Source organism: Streptomyces sp. NPDC028419, from assembly GCF_055565515.1.
On sequence record NZ_JBVHUE010000019.1, the window covers coordinates 134,093 to 155,261 of the forward strand.

A 21,169-nucleotide genomic window follows, 5' to 3' on the forward strand; every position below is an offset into this window, starting at 1 on the left:
GCGGGCCCGGGGCACCTCCCCGGCCCGGTCCCGCCCGCCCCGCCGTGTTCAGCCCTGCGACCCACCAAGGAGCGGCGATGTCGGCCCCCACCCCGCCCGGATCCCGAGAGGCCTTCGTCCGGGCATTCAAGCGGAACGTTTCCGCCCACGGATTCCTGATCGGCGCGGTCCTCTGTTTCGCCTTCTTCTCCTGGTACCCGATGGTCCGGGAGTTCGTCCTGGCCTTCCAGAAGACCGAGAACGGCGTCACCCGCTGGGCCGGCCTCGACAATTTCCGCTACGTCTTCAACGACCCGAACGTCTGGCAGGCCTGGCGCAACACCCTGCTGTTCACGGGACTCGCACTGCTCCTCGGCTTCGTGGTCCCCTTCCTCGTCGCCGTCGTCCTCAACGAATTCCGCCACGCACAAGGGTTCTTGCGGCTGCTCGTCTACCTTCCGGTGATGATGCCGCCGGTCGCCTCGGTCCTGCTGTTCAAATACTTCTACGACCCGGGATACGGCCTCTTCAACCGGGTCCTGGTCCTCCTCCACCTCCCCGCCCAGGACTGGCTCCAGTCCACGGACACCGCCATGCTCTCGGTGGTCCTCGCCGCCACCTGGATGAACATGGGCGGCGCGACGCTGATCTACCTCGCCGCCCTCCAGGGCATCCCGGGCGAGCTCTACGAGGCCGCCGAACTCGACGGCGCGGGGCTGCTCCGCAAGATCTGGCACATCACCATCCCGCAGACCAAGCTCATCCTCTCGCTGATGCTGCTCATGCAGATCATCGCGACCATGCAGGTCTTCGTGGAGCCGTTCCTGCTCACCGGCGGCGCCGGCCCCGAGGGGTCGACGACGACCGTGGTGGTCCTCATCTACCAGTACGCCTTCAACTTCAACCAGTACGGCGGCGCCGCGGCCCTGGGCCTGTGCCTGCTCGTCCTGCTCGCCGGCTTCTCCGCCGCCTACGTCCGGCTGAGCCGCGACAACGAGAACTGACGCGGGAACCGACCCAGAACCGCCCCGACAACCGCCCCGACAACCGCCCCGAGAACTGACCCGAGACGAGAACGGACCGGAGCCCGAAACATGGCAGAGCGCACGCTGATCCCGCCGGCCCAACTCGGCCGGACCCGGGGCAAGGTCCTCTACTGGACGGTCCTCGTCCTGGTCGTCGTCGGCTTCACCCTCGTCTTCCTCGGCCCGCTCTACTGGATGGTCGCGAACGGCCTCAAGAGCACCGAGGAGTTCGCCGAGGTCCCGCCCACCCTGGTGCCCGGCTCCCTGCACACCGCCAACTACACCAGCGCCTGGAAGGTCATGGACCTGGCCAAGCTGCTCCTCAACACCGTCTACTACGCCTTCGGCGCGCTGGCCTTCCAACTCGTCCTCGACGTCGCGGCCGCCTACTCGCTCTCGCGGCTGCGCCCGATCTTCGGCAAGGCCGTCCTCGGGATGATGCTGGCGACCCTGATGATCCCGGCCACCGTGCTCGTCGTACCGCAGTACCTGACCGTCCTGGACATGCCCCTCATCCAGCGGAACCTGCTCGACACGCCCTGGGTGATCTGGCTGCCGTCCGTGACGAACGCCTTCAACATCTTCCTGCTGAAGCGGTTCTTCGACTCGATCCCCCAGGAGATCCTCGACGCCGCCTCCATCGACGGGGCGAGCGCCCTGCGCACCCTGCGCTCCGTCGTCCTGCCGATGTCCCGGCCCATCCTCGGGGTCGTGTCCATCTTCGCGATCGTCGGCGTCTGGAAGGACTTCCTCTGGCCGATGCTCACCCTGCCGGACCCGGCCCTGCAGACGCTCAACGTCGGCATCTACTCCCTGTCGACGGGCGTGCCCGAGAACCACCTGATCGCGGCGCTCGCCATGGCTTCCGCGCCCACGCTCATCGTGTTCCTGATCTTCCAGCGCAACATCATGAGCGGCCTCACGGCGGGCTCCCTCAAGGGTTGACCACCCTTCTCCCGCCCCGTGCGAAAGGACCACCCCTCGTGGCCGACTTTCCCCTGCCCGCAGCCGCCGCCGACTGGTGGCGCAGCGCGGCGATCTACCAGGTCTACCCGCGCAGCTTCGCCGACGGCGACGGCGACGGTACGGGTGACCTCGCGGGCGTCCGCGCCAAACTGCCCTACCTCGCCGAACTGGGCGTCGACGCCCTGTGGTTCACGCCCTGGTACCTGTCCCCGCTCACCGACGGCGGCTACGACGTGGCCGACTACCGCGCCATCGACCCCGCCTTCGGCACCCTGGACGAAGCGGAGAAGCTGATCGCCGAGGCCACCGGCCTGGGCATCCGCACCATCGTCGACATCGTCCCGAACCACGTGTCCGACCAGCACGCCTGGTTCCGCGCCGCCCTCGCCGCCGGGCCCGGCAGCCCGGAGCGCGAGCTCTTCCACTTCCGCCCCGGTCGCGGCGAGCACGGCGAACTGCCCCCGGGCGACTGGCCCTCGCAGTTCGCCGGGGCGACCTGGACGCGGGTACCGGACGGGGAGTGGTACCTGCACCTGTTCACGCCCGAGCAGCCCGACCTGAACTGGGCCCACCCCGCCGTCCGCCGCGAGCACGAGGACGTCCTGCGCTTCTGGTTCGAACGCGGCGTGGCGGGCGTACGGATCGACTCCGCGGCCCTGCTCGCCAAGGACCCGGCCCTGCCCGACCTGGCCGGCCGCCCCGGCGAGCCCTGGCCCGGCGAGACCCACCCCTACATCGACCGCGACGAGCTGCACGACATCTACCGCTCCTGGCGCGCCATCGCCGACGAGTTCGACGCGATCTTCGTCGGCGAGGTCTGGCTGCCGGACTCCGAGCGCTTCGCCCGCTACCTGCGCCCCGACGAACTGCACACCGCCTTCAACTTCTCCTTCCTCAGCTGCCCCTGGGACGCGGCGCGGCTGCGGACGTCCATCGAGGAGACCCTCGCCGAACACGCGCCGGTCGGCGCCCCCGCCACCTGGGTGCTCTGCAACCACGACGTGACCCGCACGGTGACCCGCTACGGGCGCCACGACACCGGATTCGACTTCGCCACCAAGGTCTTCGGCACCCCCACCGACCTGGCCCTCGGCACCCGCCGGGCGCGCGCGGCGGCCCTGCTGACCCTGGCCCTGCCGGGCGCCGTCTACGTCTACCAGGGCGAGGAGCTCGGCCTGCCGGAAGCCGAGGTCCCGCCGGAGCGGATCCAGGACCCCATGCACTTCCGCTCCGGGGGCCGCGACCCCGGTCGGGACGGCTGCCGGGTGCCGCTGCCCTGGTCCGCCGAACCGTGGCGGAGCCCGTGGCTGCCACAACCGGCCGACTGGGCGACGTACGCCGCGGACCGACAGGCGGGCGACCCGGAGTCGATGCTCAGCCTCTACCGGCGGGCCCTCGGCCTGCGCCGGGCCGCGCGCGGCTTCGGGGCGGGCTCGATGCGCTGGCTGCCCGCGCCGGACGGGGTACTGGCCTTCGCCCGCCCGGACGGCCTGGTCTGCGCGGTCAACCTGTCCGCCGCGCCGGCGCCGTTGCCCGACCACACCGAACTCCTGCTGAGCAGCGCCCCCTTGGACGACGTGGGACTGCTCCCGCAGGACACGGCGGTCTGGCTGCGGACCTGACGCCGCAGCCGGGCCGCCCGCACCACCCCCCGTCCCCGCGCAGCCGCCCGTGCGCGTCCCCACCCAGGGAGAGGTACCCGACATGAGCCCCACGAGCCGCACCACCCCACCGCGGGGCAGGCCGGGGAGCGCCGCGCTCCTCGCCGCCCTGGCCACCGCGGTCCTCGGCGTCGCCGCCACCCTGCCGGTCCTCACCAGCGCCACCCCGGCCGCGGCGGCCGCTCCCGCCGCCCTGTCGCCCCTGGACGTCCAGGGGCGCGGGGCCACCGTCCCCTTCACCGAGCAGGAGGCGGAGCGGGCCGCCACCACCGGGTCCGTGATCGGCCCCGACCGCACCTACACGACCCTGCCCGCCGAGGCCTCCGGCCGCAGCGCGGTCCGCCTGGACGCTGCGGGGGAGTACGTCGAATTCACCCTGACCGAACCCGCCAACGCGATGAACGTCCGCTACTCCGTCCCGGACGACGCGGCCGGTACGGGCATCACGGCGCCCGTGGAGCTGCGGCTGGACGGGACCAAGCTCAAGGACCTCGACTTCACCTCGAAGTACAGCTGGTACTACGGCAGCTATCCCTTCACCAACCAACCCGGAGAGAAGCCGCACCACTTCTACGAGGAGACCCGCACCCTCTTCGGCCGGACCCTCCCCGCGGGCGCCAAGGTCCGGCTCACGCTGGCGCAGACCGCGGCCACCCCCTGGGCGGTGGTCGACCTCGCCGACTTCGAGCAGGTCGCCGAGCCGACGGCCCGGCCCGCGGGCTCGCTGTCGGTGACCGACTTCGGCGCCGACGCGGGCGGATCTGCCGATTCCACGGCCGCGTTCCAGCAGGCGGTGGACGCCGGAGCGGCCCAGTCCAAGGAGGTGTGGATCCCCCGGGGCACCTTCAAGCTCACCGACCACGTGGTCGTCGACAAGGTGACGCTGCGCGGCGCCGGCCCCTGGTACTCCGTCCTCACCGGCCGCAGCGCCACCGACCGGTCCCGCGCCGCCGGCATCTACGGCAAGTACGTGCGCGGCGGCGGGTACGGCGGCCAGATCCGCCCGTACGAGGACAACGGCCCCAGCCGCGGCGTCACGCTGAGGGACTTCGCGATCATCGGCGAGATCGGTGACCGCATCGACGACGACCAGGTCAACGCCATCGGCGGGGCGATGACGGACTCCGTCGTCGACAACGTCTGGATGCAGCGGACCAAGGTCGGGGCCTGGATGGACGGCCCGATGGACAACTTCCACATCAGGAACAGCCGGATCCTCGACCAGAGCGCCGACGGGGTGAACTTCCACTGGGGCGTCACCCGTTCCTCGGTGGAGAACACCTTCCTGCGCAACACCGGCGACGACGGGCTGGCCATGTGGGCCGACACGAAGGCGAACGTCGGGAACTCCTTCAGCCACAACACCGTGGTGGCCCCGATCCTCGCCAACAACATCGCGGTCTACGGCGGCAAGGACATCAGCGTCACCGACAACGTGGCCGCCGAGACCCTGTCCAACGGCGGCGGGCTGCACGTCGGCAACCGCTATCCCGGCGTCACCGCGGGGCAGGGCACCGATGTCCAGGGCACCTTCACGCTCGCCCGCAACACCTTGATCAGGACCGGCAACACGGACTACGGGTGGAACTTCCCGATCGGCGCGCTCTGGTTCGACAGTCGGAACAGCTCCATCGACAAGGCCACGATCGACGTGACCGACAGTGACCTCCTGGACAGTTCCTACGCGGCGGTCCACTTCGTGTCCGGCACCACCAAGGGCGTCCGCCTCGACCACGTGAACATCGACGGGACGGGGACGTTCGCGCTCCAGTTCAACGACCCGGCCGAACTGTCCATGACCAACGTCAGGGCCACCCGGATCGGCTTCGCGGAGCCCGTCTACAGCTGCCTGGGCGCGCAGCTGAAGCTCACCCAGGGCGCGGGGAACTCCGGCTGGAACGGGAAGCTGCCGAGCACCTACTGCGGGCCCTTCCCGCCCGCCAACGACCAGCCGGGACCGGACCCGACGCCCACGCCGACGCCGACCGCCCCGACCCCCACACCGACGCCCACTACCACCCCGACCCCCACCCCCACGCCGACCGCGGACCCGACGCGCAACCTGCTGCGGGGGCGCCCGGCGGCCGAGACCTCGCACACCCAGGGATACGACGCGGCCAAGGCCGTCGACGGCGACCCCGGCAGCTACTGGGAGAGCGCCAACAACGCCTTCCCGCAGTCGCTGACCGCCGACCTCGACGTCCCCGCGCAGGTCCGGCGCGTCGTGCTCAAGCTGCCGCCGCCCGCCGCCTGGGGGGCCCGGACCCAGACCCTGGCGGTGCTCGGCAGCGTCGACGGGACGGCCTTCACCACGCTGGTGGGGGCGCGGGACTACCGCTTCGACCCGGCCTCGGGGAACCAGGTGACCATCAGCGTCCCCGCGGGCGCCGACCTGCGCCGGCTGCGGGTGACGGTCACCGGCAACACCGGCTGGCCGGCCGGCCAGATCGGCGAGTTCGAGGCCTACGCGGGCTGAGCCCGCCCGGCACCGGCCCCCCCGTCACGGCGTCGGCCGTGGCGGGCGGGGCCCGTGGTACAGCCCGCTCGGCCGCATCCGCAGCGGCCGCTCCTGGTACTCCTCCAGCGCGTGCGCGATCCAGCCGGCCGTGCGGGCCACCGCGAACACGCTCTCCCCGGCCTCCGCCGGCATCCCGCAGGACACCGTCAAGACGGCCAGGGCCAGGTCCACGTTCGCGTGCAGGCCGGGGCGGCGGGCCGCCACCGCGCCGACCACGTCCCGGGCTGCCGCCAGCGCCGGCCCGGCCTGCGGCAACGCCTCCAGCCGGGCGAACAGCGCCGTGGCCCGCGGGTCCTCGCCCCGGTAGAGCCGGTGCCCGAGCCCCGGCACCCGCCGGCCGGCCCGCAGGTGGTCGGCCACGACGGGCGCGGCCCCGCCCCGCTCGACCACCTCCACCAGCATCCGGTGCGCGAGCCGTCCGGCCGCTCCGTGCAGCGGGCCTTCGAGCGCCCCGAGCCCGGCCGACACCACCGCGTACGGATGGGCCCGCGCCGAGGCGGCCACCCGCACCGCCAGGGTCGAGGCGGCCAGGTCGTGGTCGATGAGCAGGGCCAGCGCCAGATCGAGCACGTCCAGCGCCACCGGATCGGCCTCCCGCGCGGTCAGCCTGCTCCACAGCTGCCAGGCGAGCGGGCCGGTCCCGCGGTGCGCCCGCCCGACCACCGGCAGGGCGCCGACGAGCGTCGGGATCAGGCAGCGGGCCGAGCCGAGCACGGCCTCCTCGGAGAGGTCGAAGCGCAGGGGGTCCGCCACGGCGGCGGCCGCCGCCGCCACCCGCAGCCGGTCCAGCGGACCGCCGTGCTCCGGCAGGGCCGCCACCGTCCGCCGCGCGGCGGCCAGCATCGGCGCCGGGGCCTCGAACCGGACCCCGTGGCGCAGGACGCCGGTCCAGAGCCACTCGGCGACCTCCTCGTAGGAGTACCGGGCGGCCAGCTCGGTGGCGTCGACGCCGCGGTACCAGTAGTGGTCGTCCTCGATCAGGGTGATGGCGGTGCGGACGGCGAGTTCGCCGCCGGCGGCGGCCCGGGGGAGCGCCGCCTCGCGGCGGGTGCGGCGCGCCAACTCCTCGACCTCCTGCGCGGCGAAGCTGCTGCCGCGGCCCACGGGGTCGCGGCGGCTGGTGAGCTGGCCGCGGCTGACGTACGCGTACACCGTCGCGGGTTTCACCCCTAGCAGCTCGGCGGCCTGCCGGGTGGTGAGCCGTCGCTCTTCGCCCCGGTGCGCGTCGGAAGCTTCGTGATCCATGGATCCCAGCCTACATATATTGATCCGATCAATATTGACAGTGATTCGATCCATCATGGATGGTCGATCCATGGACACCAACGTCAGCACTGCCGCAGGGGCCGCCACCGCGGCCGCGGCCACTCTCGCCGAGGTACCCCGCGGACTCGCCGGGGTCGTCGTCACGGACACCGCCCTCGGCGACGTCCGGGGGCGCGAGGGCTTCTACCACTACCGCCAGTACTCGGCCGTCGACCTCGCCGCGAGCCGCACCTTCGAGGACGTCTGGCACCTGATGTTCCGCGGCGCCCTGCCCGACGCCGCCGGGCGCGCCGCCTTCACCGCCGAACTCGCCCCGCTGCGCCACCTCCCCGCCGACGTCCGGGACGCGCTGCCCGCCCTCGCCCGGGCCACCGCGCTCTCCGGCCCCCTCGCGGGCCTGCGCACCGCGCTCTCCCTGCTCGGCGCGTCCGCGGGCCTGCGCCCGGTCTACGACCTCACCCCCGAGCGCCGGGCCGCCGACGCGCTGGCCGCCTGCGCGGCCGTACCCACCCTGCTCACGGCGCTGCACCGGCTCGGCCGGGGACAGGAGCCGGTGGAACCGCGCGACGACCTCCCGTACGCCGCCAACTACCTCTACATGCTGACGGGAGAGGAGCCCGATCCGGTCCGGGCCCGGGCGGTCGAGCGGTACCTGATCTCCACGGTCGACCACGGCTTCAACGCCTCGACCTTCACCGCCCGCGTCATCGCCTCCACCGGCGCCGACGTCGTGGCCTGTCTGACGGGTGCGATCGGCGCCCTCTCCGGCCCGCTGCACGGGGGCGCCCCCAGCCGCGCCCTCGACACGCTCGACGCGATCGGCACGGCCGACCGGATCGACCCGTGGATCCGCGAGCGGGTCCTGGCGGGGGAGCGGATCATGGGCTTCGGCCACCCCGTCTACCGCACGGAGGACCCGCGTTCGCGGATGCTGCGCGAGATCGCCCAACGGTTCGGCGGCCCGCTCGTCGACTTCGCCGTCGAGGTCGAGCGCCGCGTCGAGGAGATCCTCGCGGAGCTGAAGCCCGGCCGCGAACTCCACACCAACGTCGAGTTCTACGCCGGCGTGGTCATGGAACTGTGCGGGCTGCCGCGCGAGATGTTCACCCCCACCTTCTGCGCCGCGCGCGTGGTCGGCTGGAGCGCGAACGTGCTGGAACAGGCGGCCGACTCGAAGATCATCCGGCCCGCCGCCCGTTACGTCGGACCGACCCCGCCCCAGCCGGTGCCCCCGCTCGACTGACGCGCACGCCCTACCATCGACCGGATGAGCACCAGCGAGACCCAGCACAGCCGCCGGCCCCGGCGGACCGGGCAGCCCATCCCCGTCGTCGTCCTCGCCGGATTCCTCGGATCCGGCAAGACCACCCTGCTCAACCACCTCCTCGCGCACCGCGGGGGGACCCGGATCGGGGTGGTCGTCAACGACTTCGGCTCCATCGAGATCGACGCGATGTCGGTCGCCGGGCAGGTCGGCGACTCGATGGTCTCCCTCGGCGGGGGCTGCCTGTGCTGCGCGGTGGACGGCAGCGAGCTGGACGCCTACCTCGCCAAGCTCGCCGATCCCGCCCACCGGATCGACGTGATCGTCATCGAGGCGAGCGGCCTGGCCGAGCCGCAGGAGATGATCCGGATGCTGGTGGCCGGGGAGAACCCGGACGTCCGCTACGGCGGGATGGTCGAGGTCGTGGACGCCGCGGAGTTCGACGCGACCCGCCTGCGTCACCCGGAGACCGACCGGCACCTCGCCGTCGCCGACCTCGTGGTGCTCAACAAGACCGACCGGGTCGACGCCGCCGAGCGCGCCCGGATCGAGTCCGTGATCGGCGGGCTCTGCCCGGGGATCCCGCTGGTCGCGGCCGACCACGGCCGGATCGACCCCGAGCTGCTCTTCGACCGCCGCCCCTGGACCGAGACGCGCGGCCAGCTCTCCTTCGAGGACCTGCTGGGCGGGGCCGCGGAGGAGGACGGCGACCACGGTGACCACGCCGGGCACGCCCACACCCACTACGAGACGACCGAGTTCGTCACCGACGACGCGCTCTCGCCCCGCCGGTTCATCGACTTCCTCGACACCCGCCCCGCCGGGCTCTACCGGATCAAGGGCTTCGTCTACTTCGGCGTACCGGGCCACGAGGAGAAGTACGAGGTCCACGCCGTCGGCCGGTTCCTGCGCTTCGCCCCGCTGCCCTGGGCCCGCGCCGAACCCCGGCGCACCCAGCTCGTCCTCATCGGTTCCGGCACCGACGGCCCCGCCCTGCTCAACGGCCTGGAGGCCTGCCGCGAGAGCGCCCCGCAGGACGCCCCCGCGAGGAGCATGTGGGGCGTCCTGCGCTACGTCCGCCAGGACGCGGCCGACCCGACCGGCTGAGCCGATCGGGCGGACCGCCGCCCCGGCGCGGCCACCTGCGCCGCTACAGCACCGCTCCGGCCAGCGCGCTCACCGACGCCGGCAGCGTGGTGCCCGAACCGTCGCGGCGCGGGTCCGGCTCCGGCAGCGCGGCCGGAGCGCCGTTGGCCCCCGCCGCCCGGGCCGGGCTGCCGCCCGCCCAGGCCAGCACCAGCACGTCCTCGCCCTTGAGGAAGCGCTGGCAGCGCACACCACCGGTGGCGCGGCCCTTGCGCGGGTACTGGTCGAAGGGGGTGAGCTTGCCCGACTGGACCGAATCGTCCAGGGTGCCGTGCGAACCGGCCACCGTGAACACCACGCCCTCGGCGGCGGGGTCCACCGCCGAGAAGTGGATCACCTTGGCGTTGTCGGAGAGCTTGATGCCCGCCATGCCGCCCGCCGGGCGACCCTGCGGACGGACCTGCCCCGCCGGGTACCGCAGCAGCTGGGCGTCGTCGGTGATGAAGACCAGGTCCTCCTCGCCCGTGCGCAGCTCGACCGCGCCGACGATCCGGTCACCCTCCTTGAGGGTGATGACCTCCAGCTCGTCCTTGTTGGCCGGGTAGTCCGGCACGACCCGCTTGACCACGCCCTGTTCGGTGCCCAGGGCCAGGCCCTGCGAGGACTCGTCCAGCGAGGTCAGGCAGACCACGCTCTCGTCGGCCTCCAGCCCGGAGAGGAACTCCGCGACCGGGGCACCGCCCGCCAGGTTCGGCGCCGCGTGCGTGTCCGGCAGCTGCGGCAGGTCGATCACCGAGAGCCGCAGCAGCCGCCCGGACGAGGTGACCACGCCCACGTCGGCCCGTGCGGTGGCCGCGACCTGCGAGACGATCAGGTCGTGCTTGGAACGGGCCGCGCCCTCCTCGGCGACCGCGAGCGGCTCGCCGGTGACCGTACGGGCCAGCAGCCCCGTCGAGGACAGCAGCACCCGGCACGGGTCGTCCGCGACCTCCAGCGGAACCGCCGTGACCGCCGAGCCCGCCGACTCCAGCAGCACCGTGCGCCGCTCGGTGCCGAACTTCTTCGCGACCGCGGCCAGTTCGTTGGAGACGAGCTTGCGCAGCTCGCTGTCCGACTCCAGGATCCCGGTCAGCTCGTCGATCTCGCCGTTGAGGCGGTCCTGCTCGGTCTCCAGCTCCAGCCGGTCGAACTTGGTGAGCCGGCGCAGCGGGGTGTCCAGGATGTACTGCGTCTGGATCTCGCTCAGCGAGAACCGCTCGATCAGCCGGGCCTTGGCCTGCGCCGAGTTCTCGCTGTCGCGGATGAGCCGGATGACCTCGTCGATGTCGACGAGGGCCACCAACAGGCCCTCGACGAGGTGCAGCCGGTCGCGCCGCTTGGTGCGGCGGAACTCGCTGCGCCGGCGCACGACCTCGAAGCGGTGGTCGAGGTAGACCTCCAGCAGCTCCTTGAGGCCGAGGGTGAGCGGCTGACCGTCCACCAGCGCGACGTTGTTGATGCCGAAGGACTCCTCCATCGGCGTCAGCTTGTACAGCTGCTCCAGCACGGCCTCCGGGTGGAAGCCGTTCTTGATCTCGATGACCAGGCGCAGGCCGTGCGAGCGGTCCGTGAGGTCCTTCACATCGGCGATGCCCTGGAGCTTCTTCGAACCGACCAGGTCCTTGATCTTCGCGATGACCTTCTCGGGGCCGACCGAGAAGGGCAGTTCGGTGACGACCAGGCCCTTGCGGCGGGCCGTCACGTTGTCCACGGAGACCGTCGCGCGGATCCGGAAGGTGCCGCGCCCGTTCTCGTAGGCGTCCTTGATGCCGGACAGGCCCACGATCCGGCCGCCGGTCGGCAGGTCCGGACCCGGGATGAAGCGCATCAGCGCCTCCAGGTCCGCCTCCGGGTAGCGGATCAGGTGCCGGGCCGCGGCGATGACCTCGCCCACGTTGTGCGGGGGCATGTTGGTGGCCATGCCGACCGCGATCCCGGACGCGCCGTTGACCAGCAGGTTCGGGTACGCGGCCGGCAGTACCGCCGGTTCGAGCTCCTGGCCGTCGTAGTTCGGGGTGAAGTCGACGGTGTCCTCGTCGATCGACTCCGTCATGAGTGAGGCGGCGTCGGCCATCTTGGACTCGGTGTACCGCATGGCGGCGGGCGGGTCGTCGTTGCCGAGGGAACCGAAGTTGCCGTGGCCGTCGACCAGCGGCAGGCGCATCGAGAAGGGCTGGGCCATGCGCACGAGGGCGTCGTAGATCGACGCGTCACCGTGCGGGTGGAGCTTGCCCATGACTTCGCCGACGACGCGGGCGCACTTCACGTACCCGCGATCGGGGCGCAGCCCCATCTCGTTCATCTGGTAGACGATGCGGCGGTGCACCGGCTTCATGCCGTCCCGGGCGTCGGGCAGGGCGCGGGAGTAGATCACCGAGTACGCGTACTCGAGGAAGGAGCCCTGCATTTCGTCGACGACGTCGATGTCGAGGATCTTCTCCTCGAAATCCTCCGGCGGCGGGGTCTTCGTGCTGCGGCGGGCCATCGCTGCGCGGCTCCTTAACCATGGTGATGGGGGCTGGGTCTGACGCGGACCATTGTGGCCCGAGGCTCCGACAACGCCGACTCCGACCCAGGAGTGACCCGGGAACTTCTCCAGGGGCCGACGCGCTTGCATACAGTGACAGGTCTGACGGAATTCTCTACATCGCGATCGAAGGGACCACATGCCCATGGGTCACACGGCCACAGCTCAGGCCGGCTCCGGCGGCCTGACAGCGACCGAGCACCGCCTGGCCAACGGCCTGCGCGTGGTGCTCTCCGAGGACCACCTGACCCCGGTCGCCGCGGTCTGCCTCTGGTACGACGTCGGTTCGCGCCATGAAGTCAAGGGCCGCACCGGGCTGGCTCACCTCTTCGAGCACCTGATGTTCCAGGGTTCGAAGAGCGTGTCCGGGAACGGCCACTTCGAGCTGGTGCAGGGCGCGGGCGGTTCGCTCAACGGCACCACCAGCTTCGAGCGCACCAACTATTTCGAGACGATGCCGACCCACCAGCTGGAACTCGCGCTGTGGCTGGAGGCGGACCGGATGGGCTCGCTGCTGGCCGCCCTGGACGACGAGTCCATGGAGAACCAGCGCGACGTCGTCAAGAACGAGCGCCGCCAGCGCTACGACAACGTCCCCTACGGCACGGCGTTCGAGCGGCTGACCGCGCTCGCCTACCCCGAGGGCCACCCGTACCACCACACCCCGATCGGCTCGATGGCCGACCTGGACGCGGCCTCCCTGGAGGACGCGCGGACCTTCTTCCGCACCTACTACGCGCCCAACAACGCGGTGCTGTCGGTCGTCGGGGACATCGACCCCGAGCAGACGCTGGCCTGGGTGGAGAAGTACTTCGGCACCATCCCCGCCCACGACGGCAAGCAGCCGCCGCGCGACGGCTCGCTGCCCGACACCATGGGCGGCCAGCTGCGCGAGGAGATCGTCGAGCAGGTCCCGGCCCGCGCGCTGATGGCCGCCTACCGCCTCCCGCACGACGGCACCCGCGACTGCGACGCGGCGGACGTGGCCCTGACCATCCTGGGCGGCGGCGAGTCCTCCCGGCTGCACAACCGCCTGGTCCGCCGTGACCAGAGCGCCGTGGCGGCCGGATTCGGCATGCTGCGCCTGGCCGGCGCCCCCTCGCTCGGCTGGCTGGACGTGAAGACCTCCGGCGGGGTCGAGGTGCCCGACATCGAGGCCGCCGTCGACGAGGAGCTCGCGCGGTTCGCCGCCGAGGGCCCGACGGCCGAGGAGATGGAGCGCGCGCAGGCCCAGCTGGAGCGCGAATGGCTGGACCGGCTGAGCACGGTGGCCGGCCGCGCCGACGAACTGTGCCGCTTCGCGGTGCTCTTCGGCGACCCGCAGCTGGCGCTCACCGCCGTCGGCCGCGTCCTCGACATCACCGCCGAGGAGGTGCAGGCCGTGGCCGCGGCCCGACTGCGCCCGGACAACCGCGCGGTGCTCGTCTACGAGCCGCTCGCGGCCGAGGACGCCGAGGAAGCCGCCGAGAACGACGAGACCGAAGGGGCGGAGCAGTGAGCGACACCGCAGCCGTCACGATGACCTTCCACCCCCAGCCGCAGCCCGGCGAGGCCAAGCCGTGGGCCTTCCCGGCCCCCGAGCGCGGCGCGCTGGCCACCGGCCTGACCGTGCTGCGGTGCCACCGGCCCGGCCAGCAGGTGGTGGCCGTCGAGATCAACCTCGCGGCCCCGCTGGACGCCGAACCGGCCGGCCTGGACGGCGTGGCCACGATCATGGCCCGCGCGCTCTCCGAGGGCACCGACAAGCACTCCGCCGAGGAGTTCGCGGCCGAGCTGGAGCGCTGCGGCGCCACCCTCGACGCGCACGCCGACCACCCCGGCATCCGGGTCTCCCTGGAGGTCCCGGCCTCCCGCCTGGCCAAGGCCCTGGGGCTGCTCGCCGAGGCGCTGCGCGCCCCCGCCTTCGCCGACTCCGAGGTCGACCGCCTGGTGCGCAACCGGCTCGACGAGATCCCGCACGAGCTGGCCAACCCGCAGCGCCGGGCCGCCAAGCAGCTCTCCCAGGAGCTGTTCCCGGCCACGCTGCGGATGTCCCGCCCGCGCCAGGGCACCGAGGAGACGGTGGCCCGGATCGACTCGGCGGCCGTGCGCGCCTTCTACGAGGCCCACGTGCGCCCGGCGACGGCCACCGCGGTGGTGGTCGGCGACCTGACCGGCATCGACCTGGACGCCGTCCTGGCGGACACCCTGGGCACCTGGACGGGCGGCACCGCCGCGCCGCTCCCGGTGCCGGCGGTCACCGCGGACGACACGGGCCGCGTGGTCATCGTGGACCGGCCGGGCGCGGTCCAGACGCAGTTGCTGATCGGGCGGATCGGCGGGGACCGGCACGACCGGGTCTGGGCGGCCCAGGTGCTCGGCACGTACTGCCTGGGCGGCACCCTGACCTCCCGTCTGGACAAGGTCCTGCGCGAGGAGAAGGGCTACACCTACGGCGTGCGCGCCTTCGGGCAGGTGCTGCGGTCCACCGCGGACGGCACCGGCGCGTCGATGCTCGCCATCAGCGGTTCGGTGGACACCCCGAACACGGGTCCGGCGCTGGACGACCTCTGGAAGGTGCTGCGCACCCTCGCCGAGGGCGGACTGACCGACGCCGAGCGCGACGTGGCGGTGCAGAACCTGGTGGGCGTGGCGCCGCTCAAGTTCGAGACGGCCGCGTCCGTCGCCGGCACCCTGGCCGACCAGGTCGAGCAGGAGCTGCCGGACGACTACCAGGCGCAGTTGTACGCGCGGCTGGCCGAGACGGGCACGGTGGAGGCCACCTCGGCCGTCGTCAACGCCTTCCCGGTGGACCGGCTCGTCACGGTGCTGGTCGGTGACGCCGCCCAGATCGAGGCGCCGGTGCGCGCGCTCGGCATCGGCGACGTGAGCGTCGTCGCCAACTGAGGTCGAACGGACCGGGCGGACCGAGCGACTGGGCGGACCGAACGGGCCGTACAGGACGAACGGGACGTGAACTGACGGCGTCCCGCAAGGGGTTTCGGTGGCTCGTCCACCGGAACCCCTTTTGTCCGTTTGGTGGAGAGGTTGCTTCTATGTCGCGTGACGTAGGTAACAATGGGGCTCGTGTGTTTGGTGATTGCCTGATGATCCGCCTAGCGTCGGCCGTGCTGTCCGTCAGTTGTCACAGCCGCACTCGCGGCACCGGACAGCGATCGCCGAGTCCCCGTCAGGCGCGAGCCTGGGGAGCCGGGGACCCACAGTCCCTGGGGTGAATCGGACCACCTCGCAAGAGGGGGCCCGTAGGAGACCTTCCTGCTCCGAACCCGTCAGCTAACCCGGTAGGCGAGAGGGAAGGAAAGGATCAACCCCTTCATGGCGTTCGGCAGCAGTCGTGCCTCTTCCGGCAAGCACCGTGGTTCCAGCCGTCTGAGCCGGAAGACCGCAGGCGTCGCCGGTATAGCCGCCCTCGCCGCCACCGGCGTCGCGGCCTCCCTCGCTGCCCCGGCCTTCGCCGCGGACAACCACAGCAGCAGCACTCCCCAGGACTCCGGCATGAAGGCCGTCGTCGTCGCCGACGACCTCGCCGGCGACATCGAGGCGCAGGCCGACGCCCAGCGCAACGCCGCCGACACGGCCGCCCTCAAGGCGCAGGCCGAGGCCGAGGCCAAGACGAAGGCCGCCGAGGCCCGGCGGATGGCCGAGGCGAAGGCCAAGGCCGAGCGCGAGGCCAAGGAGCGCGCGGACCGTGAAGAGGAGCGCAAGCGCCTCAACACCTTCGTCCTGCCGCTCGAGGGCTCGTACGTCAGCACCCAGTACGGTGCGGGCGGCAGCATGTGGTCCTCCGGCAGCCACACCGGCATCGACTTCCACGCGGGCGTGGGCAACGTCGTCCGCGCCGTGGGTGCGGGCGTCATCGTCGAGGCCGGCAACGGCGGCGCGTACGGCAACAACATCGTCATCAAGCACAACGACGGTACGTACACCCAGTACGCGCACCTCTCCAGCCTCAGCGTCTCGGCCGGCGAGCAGGTCACCGCCGGGCAGCAGATCGGCCTGTCGGGCGACACCGGCAACGTCAGCGGCGCGCACCTGCACTTCGAGGCCCGCACCGGCCCGTCCTACGGCTCGGACATCAACCCGCTGACCTACCTGCGGGCCCGCGGCGTCGCGATCTGACCCCGCCCGCACAGCAGCTTCCCGAAGGCCCCGGCTCCCCGAGCCGGGGCCTTCGTGCTGTGCGGCGGCGGGCGCGACGGGGAGCGTCCACCGGCCGCTCATTTCCGCCCGTCCTCGGAAAATATCGCGTGTTGCAATAGAGTCGCGAAATGGAATCTGCGGAAACGGTATTCGGTGGAGGTCCGGTCTTGCGAATTCCCGCGCACGCGGTATGTACGGCGATCCGCGACGACATCGTCTCCGGGGTCTTCGGCCCGGGCGCACGGCTCACCGAGGAGCTGCTCGCCCGCCGCTACGGAGTCTCCCGCGTCCCCGTCCGCGAGGCCCTGCGCACCCTGGAGTCCGAGGGCTTCGTCACCACGCGCCGGCACGCGGGCGCCTGCGTCGCCGAGCCGACCGCGCAGGAGGCGGCCGACCTCCTGGAGGTCCGGACGCTGCTGGAGCCCCTCGCGGCGGCCCGGGCCGCCCGGCGGCGCAGCGAGGCGCACCTCAAGGTGCTGCGCGGGCTGGTCAGGTTGGGCCAGGAACGGGCCAGGAGGGGCCAGGGGGAGGATCTACGGGCGCTCGGGGGGTGGTTCCACGAGACGCTCACCCAGGCCTCCGACAGTCCCGGGCTGATCGCACTGCTGACGCAGATGCGGCACAAGATCACCTGGATGTACGCCGTGGACGCCCCGGCGCGGCCCGTGGACTCCTGGGCGGAGCACGGCGCGATCGTGGACGCGGTGGCGCGCGGCGACGCGGAGCGGGCGCGCGCGCTCACCGCGGCGCACGCCGGTCGGGCGGCGGGGGCGCACCGGCTGCGCGTGAGGACTTCGCAACCTGCCGTAAACACGGCGAGCGGCCGACTTTAACAATTCCCGGATAGGAAGGATGGGGAGGATATTCCTGCGGTCGAGTACGGCCCGCTATTTCCGGTACGGAGAATTCCGCACCCTGCGAAAAAGCAGCGGAGCCGTGGCTCCCGGAATGCGGGGGCCACGGCTCCGCCGTGTGTGGTGCGTGGGGTCGGACCCGGGGGTCAGACGGTCTCGGGGAGCTCCTCGAGACCCTCGGCGACCAGCTTCGCCAGGCGGTCGAGCGCGGCGTCCGCACCCTCGGCGTCGGACGCGAGGATGATCTCCTCGCCGCCCTGGGCGCCCAGGCCCAGGACCGCGAGCATGGACGCGGCGTTGACCGGGTTGCCGTCGGCCTTGGAGATCGTCACCGGGACGCCGGAAGCGGTCGTCGCCCGGACGAAGATCGAGGCGGGACGAGCGTGCAGGCCCTCGGCCCAGCCGACGTTGACGCGGCGCTCTGCCATGGTGATGCCCTTCAGGTTCTTACGGTTGTCTAGACCAGTCTCTCACGGCACTCAGAATGCTCGGGCCGACGTTCGACCCCATTCGGCCTGCCGTTGGACCCTCCCCAGCTTGCACCGATGTGCCCCGGCCCGCCTAATGCGCCGCGCGCACGCGGCCCGCCCGTCCCCCGCCCGCCCTCCGTCCGGGACAGGGCCTAGGGTGGCCCCATGACCACCGCGTCGGACCCCTCGTACCCGGCCCACTGGGAAGCGGACGTCGTGCTGCGCGACGGCGGCACCGCCCGGATCCGGCCCATCACCACCGAGGACGCGGACCGCCTGGTCAGCTTCTACGAGCAGGTCTCGGACGAGTCGAAGTACTACCGGTTCTTCGCCCCCTACCCCCGCCTGTCCGCCAAGGACGTGCACCGCTTCACCCACCACGACTACGTGGACCGGGTCGGCCTCGCGGCCACGATCGGCGGCGAGTTCATCGCGACCGTCCGCTTCGACCGGATCGGCTCCGACGGCCGCCCCGCCTCCGGGCCCGCCGACGAGGCCGAGGTCGCCTTCCTCGTCCAGGACGCCCACCAGGGCCGCGGCGTCGCCTCGGCCCTCCTCGAACACATCGGGGCGGTCGCGCGCGAGCGGGGGATCCGCCGCTTCGTCGCCGAGGTGTTGCCCGCCAACGTCAAGATGATCAAGGTCTTCAAAGAGGTCGGCTACGAGCAGAAGCGTTCCTTCGAGGACGGCTCGGTCCACCTCACCCTCGACCTCGAACCGACCGCGGAGTCGCTCGCGGTCCAGCGCGCCCGCGAGCAGCGCGCCGAGGCCCGCTCCGTCCAGCGGCTGCTCGCCCCCCGCTCCGTCGCCGTCGTCGGCGCCAGCCGCACCGGTACCGGCGTGGGCGCCGCCGCCCTGCGCAACCTCCGCGACAGCGGCTTCGACGGACCGCTCTACGCGATCAACCGGGCCGTGACCTCCGACACCCTGCTCGGCGTACGGGCGTACCGCACCCTCGGCTCCATCGGCGAGCCCGTCGACCTCGCGGTGCTGGCGGTCCCCGCCGAACAGGTCCCCGCAGCGGTCGCGGACTGCGGCGAGCACGGGGTGCAGGGACTGGTGGTGCTCTCCGCGGGCTACGGCGAGAGCGGGCCCGTGGGGCTGGAGCGCCAGCGCGAACTGGTGCGCCAAGCGCGCACCTACGGCATGCGGATCGTCGGCCCCAACGCCTTCGGCGTGATCAACACCGCACCGGACGTCCGGCTCAACGCCTCGCTGGCCCCCGCGCCGACCCCCGAGGTGGGCCGGATCGGCCTGTTCACCCAGTCCGGAGCCATCGGCATCGCGCTCCTCGCCGGGCTGCTGCGGCGCGGCGAGAGCCTGTCCTCCTTCGTCTCGGCGGGCAACCGGGCGGACGTCTCGGGCAACGACATCCTCCAGTACTGGTACGACGACCCGGCCACCGACGTCGCCCTGATGTACCTCGAAACCCTCGGCAACCCGCGCAAGTTCACCCGCATCGCCCGGCGCACGGCGGCCGTGAAGCCGGTGGTCGTGGCCAGGGGCGGTCGCCACAGCGGGGTCACCCCGGCGGGCCACGCGGTCCCCGGCACCCGGCTGCCCGACGCCACCGTCTCGGCGCTGCTGCGGCAGGCCGGGGTGATCCGGGTGGACACGGTGACCGAGCTGGTGGACGTGGGCCTGCTGCTCGGGTCGCAGCCGCTGCCTGGCGGGCCGCGGGTGGCGATCCTCGGGAACTCCGAATCGTTGGGCGTCCTGACCTACGACGCCTGCCTGACCGAGGGGCTGCGTCCGTGGCCCCAGCTGGACCTCACGACGGAGGCGACCCCGGAGGACTTCCGGGCGGCGCTGGTGACGGCGCTGGCCGCCGACGCGAACGACGCGGTGATCGTCACCGCGATCCCGGCCGTCGGGCGCCAGGACCTGACGGACGGGCTCGCGGTGGCGATCCGGGAGGCGGTGCGGGAGGTTCCGGGCAAGCCGGTGGCGGTGGTGCACGTGGAGCTGGGGGCGTTGGCCGAGGCCCTGTCCGCAGCCACGAGCCTGCGGCCGGCGCCCCCGTCCACACCCCGCTCAAACGCCGCGGGGGCTGGAGCGTCCGCCTCAAACGCCGGCGGGGCTGGGGCGTCCGCCTCAAACGCCGGCGGGGCTGGGGCGTCCGCCTCAAACGCCGGCGGGGCTGGGGCGTCCGCCTCAAACGCCGGCGGGGCTGGGGTGTCCGCCTCAAGCGCCGGCGGGGCTGGGGTGTCCGCCTCAAGCGCCGGCGGGGCTGGGGTGTCCGCCTCAAGCGCCGGCGGGGCTGGGTTTGGCGCTGCGGGGGCGGGGTTTGGCGCCGGGCAGGGGGGATATCAAGCCTCGCCGGCGTTTGAGGCGAAGACCTCAGCCCCCGCGGCGCTTGAGCGGAGGAGGGAGCCCGCGGCATCTGAGCGGGGGAGGGAGCCCGCGGCGCCTGAGTCGGGGGCGGCGGCCGCGGCGCCTGAGCGGGGGCGGGTGCCCGCGTACCCGGCGGCCGAGCGCGCGGTGCGCGCACTCGCCGAGGCCGTCCGCTACGCGCACTGGCGCCAGGACACCGCCACCCCCGGCCGCGTGCCCGAGTTCGACGACATCGACGAGACCGGCGCGGCCGACCAGCTGGCCGACCTCCTCGCCAAGACCACGGGCGACGCCGCGCTGACCGTCCCCGACGACGCGGCCCGGGAGCTGCTCGCCCGCTACGGGATCCGCGTACGGCCCACCCTCCCCGCCCCCACCCCCGACGCGGCCGCGGCCGCCGCCCGCGCGCTCGGCTACCCCGTCGTGCTCAAGACCACCGCCCCGCACCTGCGCCACCGCGCCGACCTGGGCGGCGTACGGCTGGACCTGACCACCGAGGCCGAGCTGCGCCGGTCCTACGACGAGCTGACCGAGGCCCTCGGCAGCCCCGCCGAGCTGCTGCCGGTCGTCCAGGCCATGGCGCCGCGCGGGGTGGACACGGTCGTCCGGGCCGTCGTCGACCCCGGCGCGGGCGCCGTCCTCTCCTTCGGGCTGGCCGGGGTCGCCTCCGAACTGCTCGGCGACACCGCCCACCGCCTGGTCCCCGCGACCGATCGGGACGCCGCCGAGCTGATCCGGTCGATCCGGACCGCCCCGCTCCTCTTCGGCTGGCGCGGCAGCGACCCCGTGGACACCGCGGCGCTCGAAGAACTGCTGCTGAGGCTGTCCCGGCTGGTCGACGACCACCCCGAGGTGGTCGGCGTCTCCCTGGAACCGGTCGTGGTCGCCACCGAGGGCCTCTCCGTCCTCAGCGCCACCCTCCGCATCGCCCGTCCCCCCGCCCGCACGGACCTCGGGCCGCGCACCCTTCCCAGTTACTAGGCCCCGGTCGGCCAGCGGACCCGCCCGGGCAGGCCGAGGTGCCCCGTACGGGCCTTAGG

Annotated in this window: 14 protein-coding genes and 1 riboswitch; of the genes, 11 read left to right on the top strand and 3 right to left on the bottom strand. The window is 72.7% G+C overall.

All coding sequences use genetic code 11. From position 1 onward, the window contains the following. Positions 1–77 precede the first annotated feature (77 nt). From ACZ4UB_RS22695 to ACZ4UB_RS22710, 4 genes are all read left to right on the top strand, one after another. Positions 78–983, top strand: coding sequence for a carbohydrate ABC transporter permease (locus ACZ4UB_RS22695; RefSeq protein WP_468072600.1), 906 nt, complete (start codon positions 78–80; stop codon positions 981–983). 90 nt (positions 984–1,073) lie between these two features. Next, a complete protein-coding gene (locus ACZ4UB_RS22700; protein WP_468072602.1) occupies positions 1,074–1,949 on the top strand; it encodes a carbohydrate ABC transporter permease in 876 nt (291 codons plus the stop codon). 38 nt (positions 1,950–1,987) lie between these two features. Continuing rightward, on the top strand, positions 1,988–3,592 hold the full coding sequence (locus tag ACZ4UB_RS22705; protein ID WP_468072604.1) for a glycoside hydrolase family 13 protein: 1,605 nt from the start codon (positions 1,988–1,990) through the stop codon (positions 3,590–3,592). 82 nt (positions 3,593–3,674) lie between these two features. Continuing rightward, positions 3,675–6,107 carry a discoidin domain-containing protein gene (locus ACZ4UB_RS22710; protein WP_468072606.1) on the top strand — a complete coding sequence of 811 codons (2,433 nt, stop codon included), beginning with the start codon at positions 3,675–3,677 and terminating at the stop codon, positions 6,105–6,107. A gap of 24 nt (positions 6,108–6,131) precedes the next feature. Here ACZ4UB_RS22710 and ACZ4UB_RS22715 read toward each other — a convergent pair whose 3' ends face one another. After that, positions 6,132–7,394 carry a citrate synthase gene (locus ACZ4UB_RS22715; protein ID WP_468072608.1) on the bottom strand — a complete coding sequence of 421 codons (1,263 nt, stop codon included), beginning with the start codon at positions 7,392–7,394 and terminating at the stop codon, positions 6,132–6,134. A 70-nt stretch (positions 7,395–7,464) separates the two neighbouring features. Here ACZ4UB_RS22715 and ACZ4UB_RS22720 point away from each other — a divergent pair, with 70 nt between their 5' ends. Both ACZ4UB_RS22720 and ACZ4UB_RS22725 read left to right on the top strand, forming a co-directional pair. Next, on the top strand, positions 7,465–8,658 hold the full coding sequence (locus ACZ4UB_RS22720) for a citrate synthase/methylcitrate synthase (RefSeq protein WP_468072610.1): 1,194 nt from the start codon (positions 7,465–7,467) through the stop codon (positions 8,656–8,658). Between the two features lie 24 nt (positions 8,659–8,682). Then, complete coding sequence (locus tag ACZ4UB_RS22725; RefSeq protein WP_468072612.1) at positions 8,683–9,786, top strand: CobW family GTP-binding protein; 1,104 nt, start codon at positions 8,683–8,685, stop codon at positions 9,784–9,786. 43 nt (positions 9,787–9,829) lie between these two features. On the opposite strand, the gene ACZ4UB_RS22730 is transcribed toward ACZ4UB_RS22725, so the two are convergent. Beyond that, positions 9,830–12,289 carry a DNA gyrase/topoisomerase IV subunit A gene (locus ACZ4UB_RS22730; protein ID WP_468072614.1) on the bottom strand — a complete coding sequence of 820 codons (2,460 nt, stop codon included), beginning with the start codon at positions 12,287–12,289 and terminating at the stop codon, positions 9,830–9,832. A gap of 187 nt (positions 12,290–12,476) precedes the next feature. On the opposite strand from ACZ4UB_RS22730, the gene ACZ4UB_RS22735 reads away from it, so the two are divergent. The 4 genes from ACZ4UB_RS22735 (at position 12,477) to ACZ4UB_RS22750 (ending at position 17,304) form a co-directional block, all read left to right on the top strand. Continuing rightward, entirely contained in the window at positions 12,477–13,829 is a 1,353-nt protein-coding gene (locus tag ACZ4UB_RS22735) for a M16 family metallopeptidase (RefSeq protein ID WP_354381424.1), read from the top strand. A gap of 20 nt (positions 13,830–13,849) precedes the next feature. Further along, positions 13,850–15,217, top strand: a complete 1,368-nt coding sequence (locus ACZ4UB_RS22740; protein WP_468072664.1) for a M16 family metallopeptidase — start codon at positions 13,850–13,852, stop codon at positions 15,215–15,217. 260 nt (positions 15,218–15,477) lie between these two features. After that, a riboswitch (cyclic di-AMP (ydaO/yuaA leader) is annotated at positions 15,478–15,634 on the top strand. Positions 15,635–15,646: 12 nt separating this feature from the next. After that, on the top strand, positions 15,647–16,450 hold the full coding sequence (locus tag ACZ4UB_RS22745) for a M23 family metallopeptidase (RefSeq protein WP_468072616.1): 804 nt from the start codon (positions 15,647–15,649) through the stop codon (positions 16,448–16,450). Between the two features lie 188 nt (positions 16,451–16,638). Then, positions 16,639–17,304: a GntR family transcriptional regulator gene (locus ACZ4UB_RS22750; RefSeq protein ID WP_354381426.1), complete on the top strand. Its 666-nt coding sequence runs from the start codon at positions 16,639–16,641 to the stop codon at positions 17,302–17,304. 167 nt (positions 17,305–17,471) lie between these two features. Here ACZ4UB_RS22750 and ACZ4UB_RS22755 read toward each other — a convergent pair whose 3' ends face one another. Next, positions 17,472–17,753 (bottom strand): HPr family phosphocarrier protein, encoded by a 282-nt coding sequence (locus ACZ4UB_RS22755; protein WP_351049747.1) that lies wholly within the window; start codon positions 17,751–17,753, stop codon positions 17,472–17,474. Between the two features lie 207 nt (positions 17,754–17,960). On the opposite strand from ACZ4UB_RS22755, the gene ACZ4UB_RS22760 reads away from it, so the two are divergent. Continuing rightward, on the top strand, positions 17,961–21,110 hold the full coding sequence (locus ACZ4UB_RS22760) for a bifunctional acetate--CoA ligase family protein/GNAT family N-acetyltransferase (RefSeq protein ID WP_468072618.1): 3,150 nt from the start codon (positions 17,961–17,963) through the stop codon (positions 21,108–21,110). Positions 21,111–21,169: the final 59 nt, after the last annotated feature.

Excerpts from the sequence above, each read along its gene's own strand:
- ACZ4UB_RS22695 (WP_468072600.1), top strand. The coding sequence starts at position 78 with ATGTCGGCCCCCACCCCGCCCGGATCCCGAGAGGCCTTCGTCCGGGCA.
- ACZ4UB_RS22700 (WP_468072602.1), top strand. The coding sequence starts at position 1,074 with ATGGCAGAGCGCACGCTGATCCCGCCGGCCCAACTCGGCCGGACCCGG.
- ACZ4UB_RS22710 (WP_468072606.1), top strand. The coding sequence starts at position 3,675 with ATGAGCCCCACGAGCCGCACCACCCCACCGCGGGGCAGGCCGGGGAGC.
- ACZ4UB_RS22715 (WP_468072608.1), bottom strand. The coding sequence starts at position 7,394 with ATGGATCACGAAGCTTCCGACGCGCACCGGGGCGAAGAGCGACGGCTC.
- ACZ4UB_RS22720 (WP_468072610.1), top strand. The coding sequence starts at position 7,465 with ATGGACACCAACGTCAGCACTGCCGCAGGGGCCGCCACCGCGGCCGCG.
- ACZ4UB_RS22725 (WP_468072612.1), top strand. The coding sequence starts at position 8,683 with ATGAGCACCAGCGAGACCCAGCACAGCCGCCGGCCCCGGCGGACCGGG.
- ACZ4UB_RS22730 (WP_468072614.1), bottom strand. The coding sequence starts at position 12,289 with ATGGCCCGCCGCAGCACGAAGACCCCGCCGCCGGAGGATTTCGAGGAG.
- ACZ4UB_RS22735 (WP_354381424.1), top strand. The coding sequence starts at position 12,477 with ATGGGTCACACGGCCACAGCTCAGGCCGGCTCCGGCGGCCTGACAGCG.
- ACZ4UB_RS22740 (WP_468072664.1), top strand. The coding sequence starts at position 13,850 with ATGACCTTCCACCCCCAGCCGCAGCCCGGCGAGGCCAAGCCGTGGGCC.
- ACZ4UB_RS22745 (WP_468072616.1), top strand. The coding sequence starts at position 15,647 with ATGGCGTTCGGCAGCAGTCGTGCCTCTTCCGGCAAGCACCGTGGTTCC.
- ACZ4UB_RS22755 (WP_351049747.1), bottom strand. The coding sequence starts at position 17,753 with ATGGCAGAGCGCCGCGTCAACGTCGGCTGGGCCGAGGGCCTGCACGCT.
- ACZ4UB_RS22760 (WP_468072618.1), top strand. The coding sequence starts at position 17,961 with ATGACCACCGCGTCGGACCCCTCGTACCCGGCCCACTGGGAAGCGGAC.